Origin of the sequence: Kribbella orskensis, from assembly GCF_004342085.1 — a bacterium.
GTDB classification, from domain to species: Bacteria; Actinomycetota; Actinomycetes; order Propionibacteriales; family Kribbellaceae; genus Kribbella; species Kribbella orskensis.
The window spans coordinates 22984-41814 of sequence record NZ_SLWM01000039.1 but is presented as its reverse complement, the minus strand read 5'-3'; the positions used below and the strand labels follow the sequence as shown (position 1 = coordinate 41814).

The 18831-nt window shown below is 66.3% G+C and carries 17 protein-coding genes and 3 pseudogenes; 10 read left to right on the top strand and 10 right to left on the bottom strand.

Annotation, left to right across the window (positions count from 1 at the left end; translation table 11 throughout):
• The 5 genes and pseudogenes from EV644_RS42250 to EV644_RS42225 form a co-directional block, all read left to right on the top strand.
• A partial coding sequence (locus EV644_RS42250) for a pentapeptide repeat-containing protein (protein WP_206751517.1) occupies window positions 1-470 on the top strand: 470 nt, incomplete at its 5' end.
• A gap of 18 nt (window positions 471-488) precedes the next feature.
• Window positions 489-1564: pseudogene (locus EV644_RS46990) on the top strand (IS3 family transposase); the annotation flags it as partial.
• Entirely contained in the window at window positions 1563-2912 is a 1350-nt protein-coding gene (locus EV644_RS42235; protein WP_206751516.1) for an IS30 family transposase, read from the top strand. The pseudogene EV644_RS46990 and the gene EV644_RS42235, both read left to right, overlap by 2 nt.
• Before the next feature lie 7 nt (window positions 2913-2919).
• Window positions 2920-3144, top strand: a pseudogene (locus EV644_RS42230) (integrase core domain-containing protein); the annotation flags it as partial.
• A gap of 102 nt (window positions 3145-3246) precedes the next feature.
• Window positions 3247-4752, top strand: coding sequence for an IS1634 family transposase (locus EV644_RS42225; protein ID WP_132197076.1), 1506 nt, complete (start codon window positions 3247-3249; stop codon window positions 4750-4752).
• Window positions 4753-4917: 165 nt separating this feature from the next.
• On the opposite strand, the gene EV644_RS42220 is transcribed toward EV644_RS42225, so the two are convergent.
• Window positions 4918-5433: an ATP-binding protein gene (locus EV644_RS42220; RefSeq protein WP_500789618.1), complete on the bottom strand. Its 516-nt coding sequence runs from the start codon at window positions 5431-5433 to the stop codon at window positions 4918-4920.
• A gap of 35 nt (window positions 5434-5468) precedes the next feature.
• Here EV644_RS42220 and EV644_RS45000 point away from each other — a divergent pair, with 35 nt between their 5' ends.
• Both EV644_RS45000 and EV644_RS42215 read left to right on the top strand, forming a co-directional pair.
• Complete coding sequence (locus tag EV644_RS45000) at window positions 5469-5750, top strand: PIN domain-containing protein (RefSeq protein ID WP_199240354.1); 282 nt, start codon at window positions 5469-5471, stop codon at window positions 5748-5750.
• Window position 5751: 1 nt separating this feature from the next.
• On the top strand, window positions 5752-6408 hold the full coding sequence (locus EV644_RS42215) for a PIN domain-containing protein (RefSeq protein WP_132197078.1): 657 nt from the start codon (window positions 5752-5754) through the stop codon (window positions 6406-6408).
• A 12-nt stretch (window positions 6409-6420) separates the two neighbouring features.
• Here the strand turns inward: EV644_RS42215 and EV644_RS42210 are convergent, their stop codons facing one another.
• Window positions 6421-7239: a helix-turn-helix domain-containing protein gene (locus tag EV644_RS42210; RefSeq protein WP_132197080.1), complete on the bottom strand. Its 819-nt coding sequence runs from the start codon at window positions 7237-7239 to the stop codon at window positions 6421-6423.
• Window positions 7240-7386: 147 nt separating this feature from the next.
• Here EV644_RS42210 and EV644_RS42205 point away from each other — a divergent pair, with 147 nt between their 5' ends.
• On the top strand, window positions 7387-7797 hold the full coding sequence (locus EV644_RS42205) for an Ohr family peroxiredoxin (protein WP_132197082.1): 411 nt from the start codon (window positions 7387-7389) through the stop codon (window positions 7795-7797).
• Window positions 7798-8149: 352 nt separating this feature from the next.
• On the opposite strand, the gene EV644_RS46985 is transcribed toward EV644_RS42205, so the two are convergent.
• The 8 genes and pseudogenes from EV644_RS46985 to EV644_RS42165 form a co-directional block, all read right to left on the bottom strand.
• Window positions 8150-9013 carry an Imm21 family immunity protein gene (locus EV644_RS46985; protein WP_241999417.1) on the bottom strand — a complete coding sequence of 288 codons (864 nt, stop codon included), beginning with the start codon at window positions 9011-9013 and terminating at the stop codon, window positions 8150-8152.
• 154 nt (window positions 9014-9167) lie between these two features.
• A complete protein-coding gene (locus EV644_RS46980; RefSeq protein ID WP_241999418.1) occupies window positions 9168-9548 on the bottom strand; it encodes a hypothetical protein in 381 nt (126 codons plus the stop codon).
• A gap of 120 nt (window positions 9549-9668) precedes the next feature.
• Window positions 9669-9770: pseudogene (locus tag EV644_RS48045) on the bottom strand (hypothetical protein); the annotation flags it as partial.
• 438 nt (window positions 9771-10208) lie between these two features.
• Window positions 10209-10862 carry a response regulator gene (locus tag EV644_RS42185; protein ID WP_132197084.1) on the bottom strand — a complete coding sequence of 218 codons (654 nt, stop codon included), beginning with the start codon at window positions 10860-10862 and terminating at the stop codon, window positions 10209-10211.
• A complete protein-coding gene (locus tag EV644_RS42180) occupies window positions 10859-11971 on the bottom strand; it encodes a sensor histidine kinase (protein ID WP_132197086.1) in 1113 nt (370 codons plus the stop codon). The genes EV644_RS42185 and EV644_RS42180 overlap by 4 nt, the downstream gene beginning before the upstream one ends.
• Window positions 11972-11982: 11 nt before the next feature.
• Window positions 11983-12855: a hypothetical protein gene (locus EV644_RS42175; RefSeq protein ID WP_132197088.1), complete on the bottom strand. Its 873-nt coding sequence runs from the start codon at window positions 12853-12855 to the stop codon at window positions 11983-11985.
• Window positions 12856-13382: 527 nt separating this feature from the next.
• The gene (locus EV644_RS42170) at window positions 13383-13706 is read right to left on the bottom strand and encodes a hypothetical protein (RefSeq protein ID WP_132197090.1); all 324 of its coding nucleotides are present in this window, start codon (window positions 13704-13706) and stop codon (window positions 13383-13385) included.
• 303 nt (window positions 13707-14009) lie between these two features.
• Window positions 14010-14498 (bottom strand): recombinase family protein, encoded by a 489-nt coding sequence (locus EV644_RS42165; protein WP_241999419.1) that lies wholly within the window; start codon window positions 14496-14498, stop codon window positions 14010-14012.
• Between the two features lie 382 nt (window positions 14499-14880).
• On the opposite strand from EV644_RS42165, the gene EV644_RS42160 reads away from it, so the two are divergent.
• Together EV644_RS42160 and EV644_RS42155 are read left to right on the top strand one after the other, a co-directional pair.
• On the top strand, window positions 14881-16104 hold the full coding sequence (locus EV644_RS42160) for a recombinase family protein (protein WP_132197092.1): 1224 nt from the start codon (window positions 14881-14883) through the stop codon (window positions 16102-16104).
• Between the two features lie 311 nt (window positions 16105-16415).
• Window positions 16416-18677 (top strand): NADP-dependent malic enzyme, encoded by a 2262-nt coding sequence (locus EV644_RS42155; RefSeq protein WP_132197093.1) that lies wholly within the window; start codon window positions 16416-16418, stop codon window positions 18675-18677.
• Window positions 18678-18831 lie beyond the last annotated feature (154 nt).

The following is an 18831-nucleotide window of genomic DNA, read 5'->3' as shown; positions in this document are numbered from 1 at the left end:
CGCCGAAGCCGAAGCTGACTACTATGCACGAACCCGTGACGACCAACCGGTCGCTCACACATAACCGAGGGGTGCATCAAACCCAGGACGGTTCAGGTGTGAGTCTCAATGGGGCGAACCTTGACGGTGCTTTGCTGACAGGGGCGAAACTCGTAGATGCCAACTTGAAGGAGGCGTCCCTCGCTGGTGCGCAACTCGAGAACGTGAACCTCAGTAGCGCACAGCTAAGCGGAGCCCAGTTCCCAGACGCCGCATTGAAGGCCGCAATCTTCACCAGGGCGGACGCCGCTAGCGCGGTGTTCACAGACGCCGACCTTGAAGACGCAGATCTGAGCTATGCGGAACTCAAAGACGCAAGTCTTGAGCGAGCCAGACTCGCGGCGGCGAAGCTCATCAGGGCGGATCTGACGGGAGCGCGTCTGAACGGTGCACACCTGAACCGCCCCAGGTTTGATGCCGCATCTTTCTGAGTTGGAAGGATGTGCACCATGCCGAAGAAGATCGATCCTGGGGTCCGTGCCCGTGCGGTGCGGTTGGTCAATGACCATCTGTCGGAGTACGCGTCGTTGACGGCTGCGGCGGAGGCGGTGGCCAGGCAGGTCGGTGTGAGCAAGGAGAGCGTGCGCCGCTGGGTGCTGCAGGACCAGGTCGACGCCGGGGCGCGGGAGGGCCTGACGAGCCAGGAGCTGGCGGAGATCAAGGCGTTGAAGGCGAGGGTTCGCCGTCTGGAGGAGGACAACGCGATCCTCAAGGCTGCAACGGTTTTCTTCGCCGGGGAACTCGACCCCCGCAACCACTGATCATGGGTTTCATCGACACCATGAGAGCTGAGGGTCGCGCGGTCGAGTCGATCTGCCGGGTTCTGCGCGAGCAGGGCTGTCAGGTCGCTGCGCGGACCTACCGGTTCTGGAGCCAGCCCGGCCGCCGGGTCGCGGCCCGGACCGTCACCGACGCGGCGGTGGTCGACGCCGTCCGCGATGCTGCCTGGCAGCCCGACGCGAAGACCTGCGCGCCGAGGCTGTCTGCGGAGGGCCTGTACGGCCGGCGCAAGATGACCGCCCTGCTGCGCCGCACGAGCATGCCTCAGGCGTCCTACGGCGCGGTGGATCGGGCGATGCGCACGCTGGGGCTGGCCGGGGTGCGGCGCGACAAGGGCGTCCGCACCACGATCCCGGCCAAGGACGGGATCAGGGCCGGTGACCTGCTCGACCGGGACTTCACCGCTCAGGCACCCGACCGCGTCTGGGTCACCGATTTCACCTACGTGAAGACGTGGGCCGGGTTCGTCTACGTCGCGTTCATCCTCGACTGCTTCGCCCAGCGGATCGTGGCCTGGCACGCCTCGACCAGCAAGCAGACCGACCTGGTGATGACGCCGCTGCGGATGGCGCTGTGGCAACGCGACCGCGAAGGCCACCCCGCCACCGCCGGTGAGCTCATCCACCACAGCGATGCCGGGAGTCAAGGCGGATTCAACTGGTCGTCGCAACACCTTGATTTCGAGGGAGTTGCTGGTGGCGAAGCAGAAGGTGCGACGGTCGGATCTGGCGGGGAGGGCACCGATGCGTTCGCCGGGACGGCCCACGGTCAACGGCCGTGAGGTCCAGCGGTGGTTCTGGACGCGGATCGCTGAGGGGTTATCGACCGAGGACGCCGCGGTGGCATGCGGCGTGTCGCCGCCGGTCGGTTCCCGATGGTTTCGTGAAGGTGGCGGGATGCCACCCATGCCTTTGGCCGCACCTTCAGGCCGGTACCTGTCCTTCGCCGAGCGGGAGGAGATCGCGCTACTGAAGGCCCAGCAGTTGGGCGTTTGCGAGATTGCGGAGCGGATAGGCCGCAGTCCCTCGACGATCTCTCGCGAACTGCGCCGCAATGCCGCCACCCGCAGCGGCGGTCTGGAGTACCGGGCCTCGGTCGCTCAGTGGCATGCCGAACGTCGCGCGCGCAGGCCCAAGGTCGCCAAGCTTGCCGTCAACGACCAGCTCAGGGACTACGTTCAGGAGAGGCTGAGCGGGGCAGTTACCGACGCTGAGGGCCGGCCGATTCCAGGTCCGAACGTTCCATGGAAAGGGCGTCGGCATGGCCGGCGCAAGGACCGGCAGTGGGGAACCGCATGGAGTCCTGAACAGACCAGCCACCGGCTGCGGATCGACTTCCCCGAGGACGAGTCGATGCGGATCTCGCACGAGGCCATCTATCAGGCGCTCTATATCCAAGGCCTGGGCGCACTGGACAGGGAGTTGACCGCGTGCCTGAGGACCGGCCGGGCGCTGCGGGTGCCACGGGCCCGTACCCGCGGGCGCGGGAAGAAGTTCGTCACCCCTGAGGTCTCGCTCAGCGCTCGGCCCGCCGAGGTCGCAGACCGGATCGTGCCCGGACACTGGGAAGGCGACTTGATCATCGGACTGGAGGCCTCAGCGATCGGCACGCTGGTCGAGCGCACCACCCGCTTCACGATGCTGTTGCACCTGCCGCGGATGGACAACCACGGCCTGACAGCGCCGGTCAAGAACGGTCCGCCCTTGGCCGGACATGGCGCCACCGCGGTCCGCGACGCGATCGCGATGCAGCTCGCCACCCTGCCGGAACAGCTACGGCGATCGCTGACCTGGGACCAGGGCTCGGAGATGTCGCAACACACCCGCCTGCGCGACGAGACCGGGCTCGCAATCTTCTTCTGCGACCCTCACAGCCCCTGGCAGCGAGGCACGAACGAGAACACCAACGGGCTGCTGCGTCAGTACTTCCCCAAGGGCACCGACCTAGCCAGACACAGCATCACCGACCTCGAGGCCATCGCAGCAACACTCAACAACAGACCCCGTAAGACCCTCGGATGGAAGACCCCCGCCGAAGCCCTCAACAATCACCTAGACTCAGCCCAACAAACCGGTGTTGCGACGACTCCTTGAACCTAAGCAATACACGTCTATCCGGCTCGCCGAGCACCTCGAACTCGAGGGCATCCGGCCCTCGATCGGGTCCGTCGGCGACGCCTACGACAACGCCCTGATGGAAACCGTCAACGGCCTCTACAAGGCCGAGTGCATCCGCACCACCGTCTTCCACGACGGGCCGTACAAGACCATCGCCGACGTCGAATACGCCACCGCCGGCTGGGTCGACTGGTACAACCTGACTCGGGCCACGATTTCGGCCTGACGGGGCGCGCGGGGCTGTGACCTGCGGGTTTGGGCTGTGGAGTCGGTGAATTTGCGCACTAATCGGGGTTTGTAGGCTGCGCGGGTGGTGTACGTGCGGACGGTGAAGACGGCGTCGGGAGCGACTGCGGTCCAGATCGTGTACTCGTCACGGCGCGGTTCGCGTGACATTGAGCATCTGGGCTCGGCTCATGATGGCGAAGAGTTGGAGGCGCTCAAGGCTGTTGCTCGTCAGCGGATCGCCGAGGGCCAGGCCGAGCTCGATCTCGGGTTGAGCGTGGCCGAGGCGGCGTCGTCTGGCGGGCCGTTGGAGATCGCCTCGTCGCGGATGCGGCATCTGTGGGACGCGCTGTGCGGTGCCTACGACGTGCTCGGGTTCGCTGCGGCGGCCGGTGGCGATGAGGTGTTCCGGCAGCTCGTGCTGGCGCGGATCATCGAGCCGACCAGCAAGGAAGACTCGATCCGGGTGCTGGCCGAGACCGGCATCAAGCCTGCCTCGTACCGGACGATCAAGAGACGGTTGCCGGTCTACGCCCAGGAGTCGTGGCGTCGTGGGTTGGCGGCCGCGTGCGCGAAGCATGCCGCGCTCGGTCCGGCATCGCTGGTGCTCTACGACGTGTCCACGCTGTACTTCGAGACCGATGCCGGCGACGGGTTCCGGGAGCCGGGGTTTTCCAAGGAGCGTCGTCTGGAACCGCAGATCACGCTGGGCTTGTTGACCGACGGATCGGGGTTTCCGCTAATGGTGGAGGCGTTCGAGGGCAACCGGGCCGAGACCAAGACGATGCTGCCGGTCATCGAGGCGTTCATGGCCGCCCACGATCTGCGTGATGTGACGGTGGTCGCGGACGCGGGGATGATCTCCGATGCCAATCAGAGCGCGATTGAGGACGCCGGGCTGTCGTTCATCCTCGGCACGAAGATCCCCGAAATGCCTTACGTGGTGAGGAAGTGGCGCGAAACCCACCCGGGTGAAGACATCCCTGACGGGTACGTGTTCACTCAGCGCTGGCCGGTCACGCAGGCGCAGAAGGCCAACGGCCGCCGCGACAAGGTCATCTACTACCAGTACAAGGCAGACCGGGCACGGCGCACGCTGCGCGGGATCGACGAACAGGTCGCCAAGGCTGCGAACGCCGTCGCCGGGAAGGCACCGGTCAAGCGGAACAGGTTCATCAAGCTCACCGGCACCCACAAGTCCGTGAACCGTGACCTGGAGACCAAGGCCCGCGGACTGGCCGGACTCAAGGGCTACACCACCAACATCGACAACCCCACAGCCGACTTCGTGATCGGCGCCTACCACCAACTGTGGCGCATCGAGAAGAGCTTCCGGATGTCCAAGCACGACCTGCGCGCGCGGCCGATCTACCACCACAAACGCGAATCCATCGACGCGCACCTGACCATCGTGTTCGCCGCGCTGGCCATCACCCGGTTCATCGAGGACCGCACCGGCTGGTCGATCAAGAAGTTCGTCAGGACCGCCCGCCGCTACCGCACCGTCCAGATCCGCGCCGGCCAGCAGTTGCTCACCGCCGAAGACCCACTGCCCACCGATCTACGCGACGCCCTCGCCCAGATCACCTGACCGAACGGTGCGCACTAACTTGGCCCGACTCAGGACTGGTACAACAACCGCAGACTCCACAGCTCCCTCGGCATGACACCACCCGTGGAGTTCGAACAAGCCCACTACGCTGCTCTCAACCACGAGCCGCAACCCGTATAAGAGCGGCAGAGAACCTGGGGCGCTTCAGTCCCCACCCCTCGGGTTGTCAGGCTTGTTCAGGCGGGTGCCTCCTTTGGTTCTAGCTTCGCGCATCCGGTAGGAGTCGCCCTCGGTGACGACGACGTTGGCGTAATGGAGCAGCCGGTCGAGGAGGCTGACGGCGGTGTTGTGTTCGGGGAGGAATCGTCCCCAGGACTCGAACGGCCAGTGGGAGGCGATGCCGAGGGCTTGGCGTTCGTAGGCGGCGGCGACGAAGCGGAACAGCAGCTGGGCGCCCGTGTCGTCCAGGGGTGCGAAGCCGACCTCGTCGACCATGATCAGGTCGTTGCGGAGCAGGGTGTCGAGGACCTTGCCGACGGAGTTGTCCGCCAGGCCGCGGTAGAGGGTCTCGACGAGTTCGGCGGCGGTGTAGTCGCGGACCCGGTGTCCGGCCTGGACGGCGGCGACACCAAGCGCGACGAGTAGGTGGCTCTTGCCGGTGCCGACCTGTCCGACCAGGCACAGGTTCTCCCGCGCATCGATCCATTCCAGCGAGCCGATGCAGTCGAGGTGGCTGTGGGGATCGAGGACACGGAGTGGTCGAACTCGTCGATCGTCTTCATTACCGGGAACGCCGCGGTCTTCATCCGGGTGCGCTCGTCCCCTCAGTTGTGATCGACGAATTCAAGCGGAACCGACCACGGATTGAGCAGTCGATGACCGCCAGCGTCTCCGAGCGATTCCGCCTCATCAAGAGGGATCTCGACGACTTCGGCGGCGCTGGCGTCGAACACGCGCTGCAGGTGCTCGACGAACTGGCGCACCAAGTTCCGCTGATAGGCGCGATGACCACTCGAAACTTCGACGAGAATCCTTGAGTTGCTCACCAAGGGGGAGCAGATCGAGCCGACGGATGATGAGCGCAGCCGCGTTGTCCAGGGCGGACTCGACAAGGCCGCCCCATTCCATCGATCCCGCAACAGCGTGGCCGACGCGCTGCTGATCGAGCTGTACGCGTCCGCTTCCGGCAGAGCTGATCTTTCGACAGATCCACACGGTTTCGTGACCTCAAATTCCGACGACTTCTCAACACCGCAGGGCGACAAGCGAGAGCCGCACCCCGACCTGGCCAACATCTTCGGTGCGGGATCCAGCTACGGCCTTGGTGTAGACGGACTGAGGCAGGTCCTCGCCGAGAACCTCGGAGAGGAACTTGAAGAGCTGTTCGCAGACACAGACTTCGTCGAGGAGCCTCGCCGCCTGAACGAGATCCAAGAAGCGGAGAACGAGCTATTCGACCGGATCTGGTACCAGCGCTCCATCAATCATCTGTCTCGACTTGAAGACACTGGTGATCAGCAGGCGATGGACAACCTGCTGGCCGTCGCCGGCCCACCGATGCAGAGAGTCGAAGGCCGCTACGGAGGCCCCGCCGAGCTCGGCCCGTACGACGACTTCGAATGGGGGATGCTCAACGGAAAGCTGTCAGCCCTCAGGTGGGTCCTGGGCTCCGAATGGGACTTCCTCGACACCTAGTGCGCGAGCGCTTCATCTGCTGACCTTCCTCGCGGCACTGGTGTCCGCCAGTTCGCGCAGCCGGGCCGCGCTCGTGGTATCGGCAGGAAGGAAGGTCTCGATCGCAAGACTCGCGGCGGTGACTTCGAGAGGAGCGCCGATCGTGGCGATCAAGGTGAACAGCCGGACGTTGCCCAGTCGAGTACGAAGGTCGAGGGTGACCATCGGCTGCTGAATTCCTGTCGCCGGCGCCTGATCGGGCAAATAGGACTCGACTTCATCGATCAATTCCGCGAGCGCTTTGTCCGCGCTTTCGCGGCTCTTGCGTTTCAATTGGTGGATCAGCGGAATACTGCAGGCGGCGGTCATGGAGGAGACACTCGGCAGGCCGTCGGGATGTGCGGACAGCCGCAGCATGTTTACTGGTGGTTTCAAGAGTTCGGGATCCACACCTGCCCACAGCAAGGAGGCCGCATCGTTGGCCTCGATCAGGTTCCACAGTCCGTCGACGATGAGGGCCGGGTTGGGCATGTGCGCGTCAAGCAATCGGTGCAGTGATTCGCGCAGCGGCCTCATCGCCTCGGCCTCGTAAGGCTGGTTGAGGTAGACCGGAGCGAAGCCACCCGCCAACAGCAGGCGGTTCCGTTCAGCCATGGGCAGATCGAGCTGGTGCGAGAGGTGGATCAGCAGTTGCCGGCTGGGCCGCGCACGACTCGTTTCCACGAAGCTGAGATGCTTCGTCGACATCTCGGCCTGCAGAGCCAGGTCGAGCTGACTCAGTCGCCTGCGCATGCGCCAGAAGCGAATCAGCTCACCGACGGTCTGTGGCTCTTCCAGAAGTTCAGCAGTCATGGTCACTCCAGCCTACGACGCGGCCCACCAACCAACCATTACCTGCCAGGTAACGCGTATTGCCGCACCTAAGAGGTAATTGAGATGGCTCCCTGCCCTCGCTGATCGTGGACCTCGTTCACGATCACGCCCTTCGGAGGGAACGCCATGAACCCCACCTACACAGCCATCGCCACGTCGTCCGGTCGCGACGCTCGAGCCGTCACCTCGGACCGACGCCTGGACCTCAAGCTCGCACTACCCAACGAGATGGGCGGAACGGGCGACGGCACCAACCCTGAGCAGTTGTTCGCCGCGGGCTGGGCGGCCTGCTTCTCCACCACGATGGACCTCATCGCACAGCGCATGGGACTGGACGCCAGGGACGTCGCTGTGACCGCCGAGGTCAGTCTCGTCCCCAACGGTCCGGGGTTCGCCCTGGCCGCCGTCCTCCGGGTCGAGCTGCCCGATCACCTCAGGGGGGAAGCCGGCAAGAAGTTGCTGGAGGCAACACACCGCTCCTGCCCGTACTCCCTGGCCACCCAGGGAAACGTGCCGGTCGAAATCGTCGTCGAGTAACTGTTCAGATCTTGCTGTGCCCGGCTCTGGTCTCCATTCCCGGTCCGCTTTGCTGGTTGAGCAAGGCCACGGAGAGCGGGGCGTAGCACCTCACCTTTCCCTCCGTCCGTGGATCCACCAGCGGACTGTGCACATGGAAGACCGTCCACACCCGTTTCCTGGCCCGTCGGCCGCCACGGCGCCGTGTCGGCCGGCCGGGCGAGCAGCCCGATGCAGACCGGCTCCGACCCCGGGTCCGGTGAGCGGACTCCGGGGGCAGCGAGTTCGGCAGGTGCCACTCGCTCCGCGACGAGAGCGCGGAGCGCAATTCCTCGACTGCCCGCCGGAGTTCGGCGCTCATTCGGTCACATCTCTACCGGACGGTCAGCCTGATCAGTACGAGCCAGGTGTCGTCGTCCGGCTCCACGTACGCGGACTCGACCCGGTAGCGCCCCGGCGCGAGATCAATGCGAAGGGACCCCGTCCTGTCGAGATCCTCGGCGGAGTACGCGGAATCGAAGAGGACGACAGGCCCCGGCACCTCCCAGTCGGTCGGCTCCTCCCACTCCGCCACTTCCAGCCCCTGCCCGACGGCCGCAAGCGCGGGCTCCTCGCTGTCGGCGGCCACGCGGCGTACGAAAAGCGAGTGCTCCGGGAGGAAGGCAGTCGGGGCGGGCGCGTCGCCGAGAACGAGGGCCGCCGTGCCGCCAACGTCGATCACTCCGGCGTAACCGTCCACCGCACACGCCCGCCCGTAGTCACCGGCCTCCTCGTCGAACTCGTCAGCCTCCTCATCCACGTTGTCGGCCCCCTTCCACGCTCCGAGTACTGACTCGGGCACGGCGATCAGCGGACCGCCGCCGGAATCAATCCACTCCACCGTTCTCATCTCCCTGCCGTGTGGAAAGCGCGGGCTGGCCGCGGCGCTGCTTGCGCCCGGGGCGCGCTCGTTGCCACTGTTCCAGGCAGCTCCGGCCTCGACCCACTCCGTCCCGTCACCGGGCCGGATCCGGGCCAGCCCGGCCAGGCCCAATCGGCTAAGCAGGCTCAGGACGCGATCCACCACCTCGTCCCTCGGCGCCCCGGGATCGATGTCGACGTCGAGATGTGCCCCGAACGCCCCGGACCCTGCGCCGCTCACCTCCCCGACGCCGGCCAGCGCCTCGTTCAACTCGTCCTCGACGTCGTCCCGGTCGACCGGAAGACCCAGGTCGAACCGGATCTCGATGAAGTCCATGGCCCTACTCCCACCTCAGCAGTTCGTCGATCGAACGCATCCATCATGTTGACCGCCGTTGGGCCCTACCCTCGCAGTCGGCCAACATGCCTCAGCAGCTCTGCCCACTGATCCTCGGGCCCGATGGCGGACAGCCGGATGTACTCCGGGCCCATTACCCGAAGCCCGTCACGGACTCGGGCGGGATGTGGTTGATCTCGGTGCCGACCACATCCCGCTCTCCAAGAGGGCCACTCGGGGTCCATGGGGTTCTCGCACGCGCCTCTTGAGGTACTCGCGGATCTTCCCGCGAACGTGCGGCCAGTGGTCGCCGAGGCATCGGCAGGCTGGGCACCAGCTTGTCGACCTCGGCGTTGTCCTTGAGCGGCTTGGTGAGTGTTAGGTCGGCGAAGCCGCGATCGTCGTCCTTGTTCCAGGTTTCGACGGGGTTGACACCGCGGATTCGGGTGACGACGCCGTCGACGACGAACACCATCGCTTTGAGCCGCGGCTGTCGGGCGGGGGCGACGTTCCACCACTTCCTGTCGGCCTCCATCTGCACTGTCTCGTCTGTCCGGTTTCGCCGAAGCGGCGGTTCGTGTCGGCATCGACCTTCGGTCTGCTGTTGCGGTGGACGACCAGCGCGCAGTCGCCGTGGGCCGGGGCTGAGGTAGCGGTACAAGGCTCTCCCGACGTTGAAGGCGGTCGCGATCTCGTCGACGGTCAGTTCGCCGGTGTCGTACAGGCGCTGGGCCTGATCGAACTGGTGCGGGGTGAGTTTGGCGGGGCGGGCCGCCGGTGCGGCCGCGGGCCCGCGTCATCGCGCTCTAGTAGCCGCATCGCACCACGGCCTGCTTAGGTGGCGAGCGCCCTCGGTTCGGCGATATTGCCGGGATGAGGGAAGGAGATCTTCAGGACGGCTGCAGTTTCACCCGCGCGACGCACCGGTATGGCGACGCCAACCGCCCCGTGCATCGTCGGACCCGATTCGCGCAGGCGAAGGTGGCCGCGGGCGACAAGTACGTCAACGTCCTCGGCGCCAACATCGCCAGACAGTGCCCGAAGCCGGCGCCCTGGACGAGATCCTGGTGTGCATCGCCTCGGTAATGCTCGGCGACGGTGTCCGCATGTTCGACCATGCCAGCGGCCGCCACATCAAACTAGAGCGCCTGACCCAAAGCGAAGCGCGACTCGCTACAAACCTCTGGTTCCGGCGTCAACTAGGTCGGATGAGGCGGTGTTCGTAGGCCCAGATGACGGCCTGGACGCGATCGCGCAGGCCGAGTTTCGTGAGGACCCGGCCGACGTGGGTCTTGACGGTGCCTTCGGACAGATAGAGTTCCGCCGCGATCTCCGCGTTCGACCGGCCCTGGGCCAGGTGCAGCAAGACCTCACGTTCCCGCTCGGTCAGCGGGGCGAGCGGGTCAGGTCCGTGCGCCGCGGGCAGGTCGGGTGCGACGTGGTCGAGCAGACGCCGGGTCGTCGACGGGGCGATCACGGCGTCCCCTCGGTGCACGGTGCGAAGAGCGGCGAGGAGCTCGTCGGTCGTGCCGTCTTTGAGCAGGAAGCCGGACGCGCCAGCCTTGAGCGCCGCGAAGGCGTATTCGTCCAGGTCGAAGGTGGTCAGCATGATGACGCGGCTGGTGGCGCCGGGCCGGGCCAGCAGCCGCCGGGTCGCCTCGACGCCGTCCATCCGCGGCATCCGTACGTCCATCAGCACGACATCGGCGGCCGTGACCGCCAACTGCTCCAGCGCCTGGCCCCCGTCCGCGGCCTCGCCGACGACCTCGAGGTCCGGCTGCGCGTCGATCACCATCTTCATGCCAATCCGGACCAGATCCTGATCGTCGACGATGAAGACCTTGATCATGCGCGCCCCTCCACCGGGATCTGCGCCTCGACCCGGAACCCACCCTTCGGGCCCTCACCTGTGGTCAGTTTCCCGCCGATCGCCGCCACCCGCTCCCGCATCCCGAACAACCCGTGCCCATCGCCCGGTTCCGCCGCCGGGCCGTTGCCGTCATCAACGACCGTGACCACCAGCGTCGCAGCCTCCCAGCTCAACGTCACCACGGCCTTCGCCTGACCTGCATGCTTGACCGTGTTGGTCAACGCCTCCTGAATGATCCGGTACGCCGTCAGCTCGGCGCCCCGGCCCAACATTCCAGGCGTGCCATGCTCGACCAGCTCGACGGGTAATCCCGCGGAACGTACCCGGGCAAGGAGCTCCGGCAGTTCCGCCAGCGTGGGTTGTGCCAGCTGCTCGGCGGGGCCGGTTCGCAGCACGCCGAGCAGGCCGCGCATATCCGTCAGCGCGCGGCGCCCGGTGTCCTCGATGACAGCCAGAGTCTCGGCGGCACGATCGGGCGCGTACTGGCCGCCTTTGGCCTGATTCACCATCACCGACAGGGAATGCGCCACCACATCGTGCATCTCGCGAGCGATCCGGGTCCGCTCGTCCAGGACTGCACGGGCCGCTGCTTGCTCGGCCCGGTCCTCCAGCAAGTGCGTGTAGGCGAGCTGTGTCCGCCGAAACAACCCCATGCTCCAGGCAGCGGCAACCACCGCCAGCAGCAGGGCGAACAACATCCAGGGGTTCGGGCCGAGCTCGGCCGTACGCACGCTGTCGTCGTACGTGAATCTGATGGTGACTATGCCCGCGCCTACAGTCCCAGTGATCAACCCGAGCCACCGCCAACCGTACGCAGTACAGGCGAACAGCGAGAGGGGGAACACCAGCACAGACGGCATCACCAGAAACAGGCCGGTCACTGCTGTCTGACAGGCGAAGGCGGCACACACTACGCCGTGCGAGATGAGCGGACGGGCACGGCGGAACGCGAGTGCTACATGCGCGACCAGAGCCGCCGCAACAAGCGCGACGGCTCGGGGTCCAGGCACCGACAGCGCGGCCACCACCGAGGACAGCACTACAAGCGGCACGCCGACCACGAAGACCAGCAGGGCATCGGTACGCACAAGAGCCAGTCTCACCGATCAACGGGCCCAGTGGCTCGCTGAAAGGCCAGCGTCGCTCCACCAAGTGTCAGACCGAAGACCAGCCAGGACAGATACACCGTGCCGACAGCAACCAGGCTCTGCGTGTCCCCGAAGTCGACAGGCCCGTCGGTGATGCCTAGGAGCTGGCTAGCAGTGCCGAAGACCATCAGCGCAGCCATGCTGACCAGTGCTGCGGTAGCGAACCAGGCAGGAGCCAGGACAAGCCTGCGAGGCAACCGCCGACCCCAGGACTGAGCCAGAGCCAGAGACAGCGCGGCACCAGCGACCAGGCAGACCAGCTCCATCACCGGGAATCCCTCGGTGTAGAAAGCAGGCCTCGCAATGGAACCACCGAGAGACCAGTACAGCTTCAGCATCGGATACGGGAAGCCGACTGCGAACGCGGCATAGCCGAGCCAACTGCTTCCCCACTGTCGCGGTGCCCGTCCGTCTGAGGTAGCCCGCTGGTAGCGCAGCGTCCCGGCACCGACAGCAGCCGCAGCGAGCAGGCTGACGAACCGGCGGAGCGCCCCAGGCCAATCCACCTGGGCAAAGTCACCCGCGGGGATTCCGGTCGCCCAGTAGAACGCCCGGAACGCGTCCAGTACCACTCCCCCTGCCGCCCAGAGGAACAGCACCGCGGCTGTCCAACCACAAACCAGAACCAAGCGCCTGGCCGTCAACAAGGCCGAGCAGACAGCCAACACAGCAGCCACCGCGGGCACCCACAGCGGGGCCATGCCCTTGTCGTAGTGCACCTCCTGCGGCAGCACAGCACTAACCGCCACCGCAGCAGCGCCCACCCCGGCCGGCAACACCAACCTCATCGCCGAAGACCGGCGAAACACCTCAGTAGTAGTCATGCCACGACAATCCCGCGTGAACACCCGCCCGCACGTCTCCCCCCGGTCACCACCAAGCACGACCTCAGAGGTATTGACACAAACTCAAATTCAGCGGCGGTTCACCGTCGCCGCGGCGATGGTCCCGGGCCACACGCGGTTTAGGAAACCGTTGCTCGAGGCCCGTTGCCCGAGGGTCAAGTCCCCGCGCGGACACCCATCACCGGCCCTCCCGAACAGGCGGGCCGCCGGGCGTCGAGCTACTGATGAACACGTTGGCTCTCCATCCCGATCGAGTGTCGAGAATCGATCGTTATCTGGACATCCTCTGCGCGTGACGGGTCGGCGTAGAGGGATGGACTGAAGTTGAACTCGTGCCGGGAGACGACCTTCTCATTACGAGTCGAGCGAAAGTCGACTGCGACGGTCGACTGAGGATCAGTCCCGCGCTTGCACTCGACCAGATCTCTGCTCCGCGATCCACAGTCGTCTACCGCAGTACGCCGCTCCTGTTAGCGCGGCCGCTCGCGGGATCATGCGCCCGGCAGTTACGGCGCCTGCTGCTGCAGTGCCTCGCAGAACGAGAACCCCTCAGCGGGCCGCAGCGATCCGTGGAACGTCAAGGTGCCGTCGGCGAACCGGAAGATGAGCAGTCCCGCCTGCTTGGCCAGCGTCCTTCCGTCGATCGTGCTGACTCGGAGCGGAGTCCCAGCAGCGCGGAACGACTCAGAAGAGTCGACCTCATTCACGTTGTTGTTCAGCACGAGAGTGCCGCCCGCACCGGTCACCGTGGCGTTGTAGTGAATGAGTGCTTGGAAGGTTCCGTCGTCGAAGAGAAGGTGTGTCTCGTGCGCGTCGACGGTCACAGTCACGGGAAACCCACAGTCGGCCGTAAGCTCGGCGCTTTGGTCGTCGTCTACTCCGACGAATCTGAACTGCTCGACGGTCGGACCCGCCGCCACTGCAGGTGTGGCCACAAACGCCAAACCGAGTGCCGCGAGGCCGAGGATTGAGACTCGGCGCATCCTCCTGCTCCTTTCGGGCGAACTGGGCGCGGCTGGAGGCGCGGGCGAGCCGCATGGGCCTTTTTCAGCGTGCGCCGACGGTGTCCAGCGGTCAAGGGTTTCGGCTTACACCTGCCTGCAGTGGAAGGGTGGAGCCGCTTATCTGAATCGCTAGCTGGCGTTTGAAAGGTGACGGTAGATGGTGGGCCGGGTGACGCCGAACTCTGCAGCGATCTGGGCGACCGTGTAACGCCGCTTCCCGTCATTCCCGGTCTCTTCGTACATCTGCCGCGCCAGCGCCACCTGCCGCGCGCCGAGTTTGGGTTTCTGGCCACCGGTACGGCCTCGAGCCCGCGCGGCCGCCAGCCCGTCGATCGTGCGTTCCGACATCAGGGCGTGTTCGAACTCGGCGATCGAGCCCAGGATTTGGAAGAACATTCGCCCGACCGCGGTGGAGGTGTCGATGCCTTGGTCCAGCACGACCAGGTCCACGCCCCGCGTTTGCAGGTCCTTGGACAACTCGATCAGGTGCTCGAGGGATCGGCCTAGCCGGTCCAACTTGGTGATGACCAACTGGTCGCCCTTGCGGTTGGCCGACAGCAAGGCCCGGTCCAGTTCTGGCCGGCGTGCCAGCTTCCCGGAAGCCTTGTCGATGAACACCTCATCGCAACCCGGCCCCGCGGAGCGCGTCGTGTTGGGCCTCGGGGTGCTGGTCGCGGGTAGAAACCCGCCCGTAACCGATTCGCATGGGGCGGACTGTATCGCGAACCCCCGAGGACATGACGTTGCCGCGTACACGGCATTCGTTACAACCGCCCCCGGCTGAACGTCGCCCAGCTCTCAGAGTGTCTCGTGAACGATCGTTACCGGACAATGCAGACCCTGACTTTGCAGCATCCCAGTCGAATCGATCGTTTTCTCGCCACCACACTTCTGGGTCGTCTCGGTAGCCGACATGCGGGATCTGAGTGTCGAGAAAACATGTTGCAAAGTCGGAGTGTCCAACAACCTGGCGCTGCCCGTTTCTCGTACAGGCGCGGTCATGGCGACCCCTGTGACCGTGCCCGACCTGCTCGCAGCCGAACCCGCGGTCCTCACCGGCGCCTCGGTCGGGTACGCCAGGGTGTCGACCCACGGCCGGCTCCTCGACCGGCAGTTGCTGACGCTGAACGAGGCCGGGTGTAGCAAGGTGTTCGCGGACAAGCAGTCCGGCCGCGACGCCGACCGACCGGAGCGCATCGCCTGCCTGGCCTACCTGCGCCCGGGTGACACGCTCGTCGTACCGAGCCTCGACCGGCTGGCCCGGTCGCTGCAGGACCTCCTCAATATCGTCGGGGACCTTCGGCGCAACGGTGTCGGGTTCCGATCCCTGCACGAGGCGATCGACACCACGACCCCCGGCGGCCGGCTCGTGTTCCACATCTTCGCCGCGCTCGCCGAATTCATCCGCGAGCTCATCGTGGAAGGCACACACGAAGGCCTGGCCGCGGCCAGAGCGCGGGGCACACGGCTCGGCCAGCCTCCAGCGATGACACCAGACCAGATGCGCTCGGCCCGAACGCTCCTCGCCGAGCCCGATCACTCGGTGACCTCGATCGCCAAACTGCTCGGCGTCAGCCGCTCGACGATCTACAAGTACCTGCCCGAGCTGGGAGGTTCCCCAGCGGCGCTGCCGGCCACTGAATCTGCCCCGGTGATCCAGGCCGCTCATACAGCTCGTGGGCTGCCGATGCCGAGTCCCCCCGAAGTCGTCGGCCTGCCCGACGTGCGGGCACCGGCCCACCGACGCACGCGAACTCCAGTTGCACCGCGAAGGCCTCGACGCCATCTGGCTGCTGCCCGATCCGGACCGGCCCGCCGAGCTGGTCGAGCGCTGGCATTGCGAACGCTGCCAACCGCACCAGGCCCAGATCGTGATGTGCAGCCTGTGCGGCGCAACGGTGATGCTCGGCGGAGAACTCGCGGCCGCGGACGAGGCGGACCAAGTGCCTGGCACCGCCGGCTGGTGGCTCGCGAGCCACGGCTGGACGTACAGCAGAGGTGTCTGGATCTGCGGCGACCACAGCGCCCGAACACCCGACCAGCCCTGACCTCTCCCCCGGCCTGGCAAAGCGACGGCAACGGCCTGGGAACGGCACTACCCATCGCGGTGCGGCGCGGGCCGGTCGGGCGCTGCGGTCGGCGGAGCCGAGCATCAGCCGAGGTGCTACTGAAGGGCACCCGCGCTACCCACCCAGCGTCCTGCAGCGGCACCAGACGACGGTGAGCAGCACCTCGACCTGCCGCCGAGCTGGCCGCGGTCAGCGAGGACCGCCGTCTCGGTCACACTCGCTGCTTTCCTCACACCGCTGTCCATCGGGGTGCTGCGGCGATGGCGCTGGTGCGGGTACGTCGGCGAGGATGGCGCAGGTCAGCGTCGTCAGCGACCGGGTCGCCCGCCAGCGGCCATCCGGGGTGGACCGTCGCTTGGCGCGAGGTCGATCCGTCGGGCTCTAGCCAAGATAGGGGCGCGGCCCCTATAGAAAGGAACGGCGCACTGCCGTACGACGGGCGCCCACCGATCATAGGGGAACAGCCATGCTGGAAGAGGAAGCCCGCGAGTACCACGCCGCCGGCCGGCCGGGGAAGATCACGGTCGCGATCACCAAGCCGTGCGCGACCCAGCACGACCTCGCCTTGGCCTATACACCGGGCGTGGCGGTCCCGGTTCGAGACATTCAGCAGGACCCGCTGGAGGCATTCCGCTACACCGCCCGCGGGAACCTGGTGGCCGTCGTCACCAACGGCACTGCCGTGCTCGGCTTGGGCAACGTTGGGCCGCTGGCCAGCAAGCCGGTGATGGAGGGCAAGGCGCTGCTGTTCAAGCGGTTCGCAGACGTGGACGTGTTCGACATCGAGATCGACGCCACCGATCCGAACGACGTGGTGCGGATCGTCAAGGCGCTCGAACCGACCTTCGGCGGTATCAACCTCGAAGACATCAGCGCACCGCAGTGCTTCGAGATCGAGGAACGGCTGTCCGCCGCGATGGACATCCCGGTCTTCCACGACGACCAGCACGGGACCGCGATCATCAGCGGGGCCGCGTTGCTCAACGCACTCGAGCTGGCCGGTAAGGACATCGGCGAAGTCCGGATGGCGGTCAACGGCGCTGGGGCGGCGGCGATCGCCTGCTGTGAGTTCTTCATAAGCCTCGGCATGCGGCGAGACAACATCGTGCTCGCCGACACCAGGGGTGTGGTCTACCGTGGACGCGCCGAAGGGATGAACCCGTACAAGGCACGGCTGGCGACCGACCGTGAGGTGCGCACGCTGGGCGAGGCGATCGACGGAGCCGACGTCTTTCTCGGGTTGTCGGTCGCCGGCACGGTGACGAAGGACATGGTCTCGTCGATGGCCGAAGCGCCGATAGTTTTCGCGCTGGCCAACCCCGATCCCGAGATCAGCTACCCCGACGCCCGGGAGGCCCGCGGCGACGTGCTGATGGCGACCGGGCGGTCGGACTACCCGAACCAGGTCAACAACGTGCTCGGCTTCCCGTTCATCTTCCGCGGTGCGCTCGATGTGCGAGCCCGGGCGATCGACGAAGGTATGAAGGTCGCCGCCGCGCGGGCACTCGCGGATCTGACCAAGGAAGACGTGCCTGACACGGTCTTGCGGGCCTACGGCGTCGACCGCCTGGAGTTCGGCCCGGAGTACCTGATCCCCAAACCGCTCGATCCGCGAGTGCCGCTTCGGGTTGCTCCGGCGGTGGCCGCAGCCGCCATGGCTTCGGGGGTCGCGCGGAACCCCCTCGCCCTCGACACCTACACCGAGCAGCTCGCGAACCGGCTGACGCGTGGGCGTGAGGTGATGAGCGTCGTGACCCGCAAGGCACAGACGGCGCCCAAGCGGGTGGTCTTTTCCGAGGGCGAGGAGCGCAAGATCATCTTGGCCGCAGCCAGGATCCAGCAAGAAAACATCGGGGCGCCGATCCTGCTCGGGCGCGAGGCCGTCATCCGGTCGGTGATGAACGAGCTGCGCGTCACCGTGCCCGTCGAGATCGTCGACCCCGCCATGTCCGAGCGGGTCGACGCCTACGCCGCCGCACTGCACGACAGACGGCATCGCAAGGGAATCACGCTGCGTGAGGCGTACGCGTTGCTGGGCCAGCCGAACTACTTCGGCGCCATGATGGTGCAGGCGGGCGACGCCGACGCCTTCGTCGCCGGACTGACCTACCACTATCCCGACGTCATCCGACCTGCGCTGGAAGTGATCGGGTCGGCGCCCGACGTCTCGCGGGTGGCCGGGCTGTACGTGATGATCACCGAGGACGGGCGTGCCGTCGTCCTCACCGACCCGACGGTGAACTTCGATCCCACGGTCGAGGAGCTGGCCGACATCGCGATCATGGCTGCCGACCGGGCAAGCGGGTTCGGGCTCAAGCCGCGGGTAGCGTTGCTGTCCTTCTCGAACTTCGGCTCCACCAGACACCCTCGTTCGGTGAAGATGGCCGAAGCCACGATGCTGGTGAAATCGCGGCGTCCCGGCCTGATGGTCGACGGTGAAATGATGGCCGACGTCGCGCTCTCGCCCGCCCTGCGCGACGACGACTACTCGTTCTCCGACCTGGTGGGCGAAGCCAACGTCCTGGTATTCCCGAGCCTCGAAGCGGCCAACGTGGCCTACAAGCTGTTGCAGTACCTTGGCGGAGCCGTAGCGATCGGACCGATCCTGGTCGGCATGGCCAAGCCGGTGCACGTGCTGAGTCGTGGTGCGGACGTGACCGATATCACCAACATCGCCGCGATAGCCGTCATCGACGCCCAAGACGCAGCGAAGCCGGCCGCCACCTGACAGCCTGCGTTCTGTCGGTCGACCCGCGTTCAGCTCGGCGGGTTCGGCTGACTGCCGCACTGCCAGCGTGAGTACGTCCCGCGGTACGAATCTCCGCGCCAGCGCTCTCGTCGAGCCGGACCTGCCGGACGAACGTCTCCGAGCGCGCGGAGCA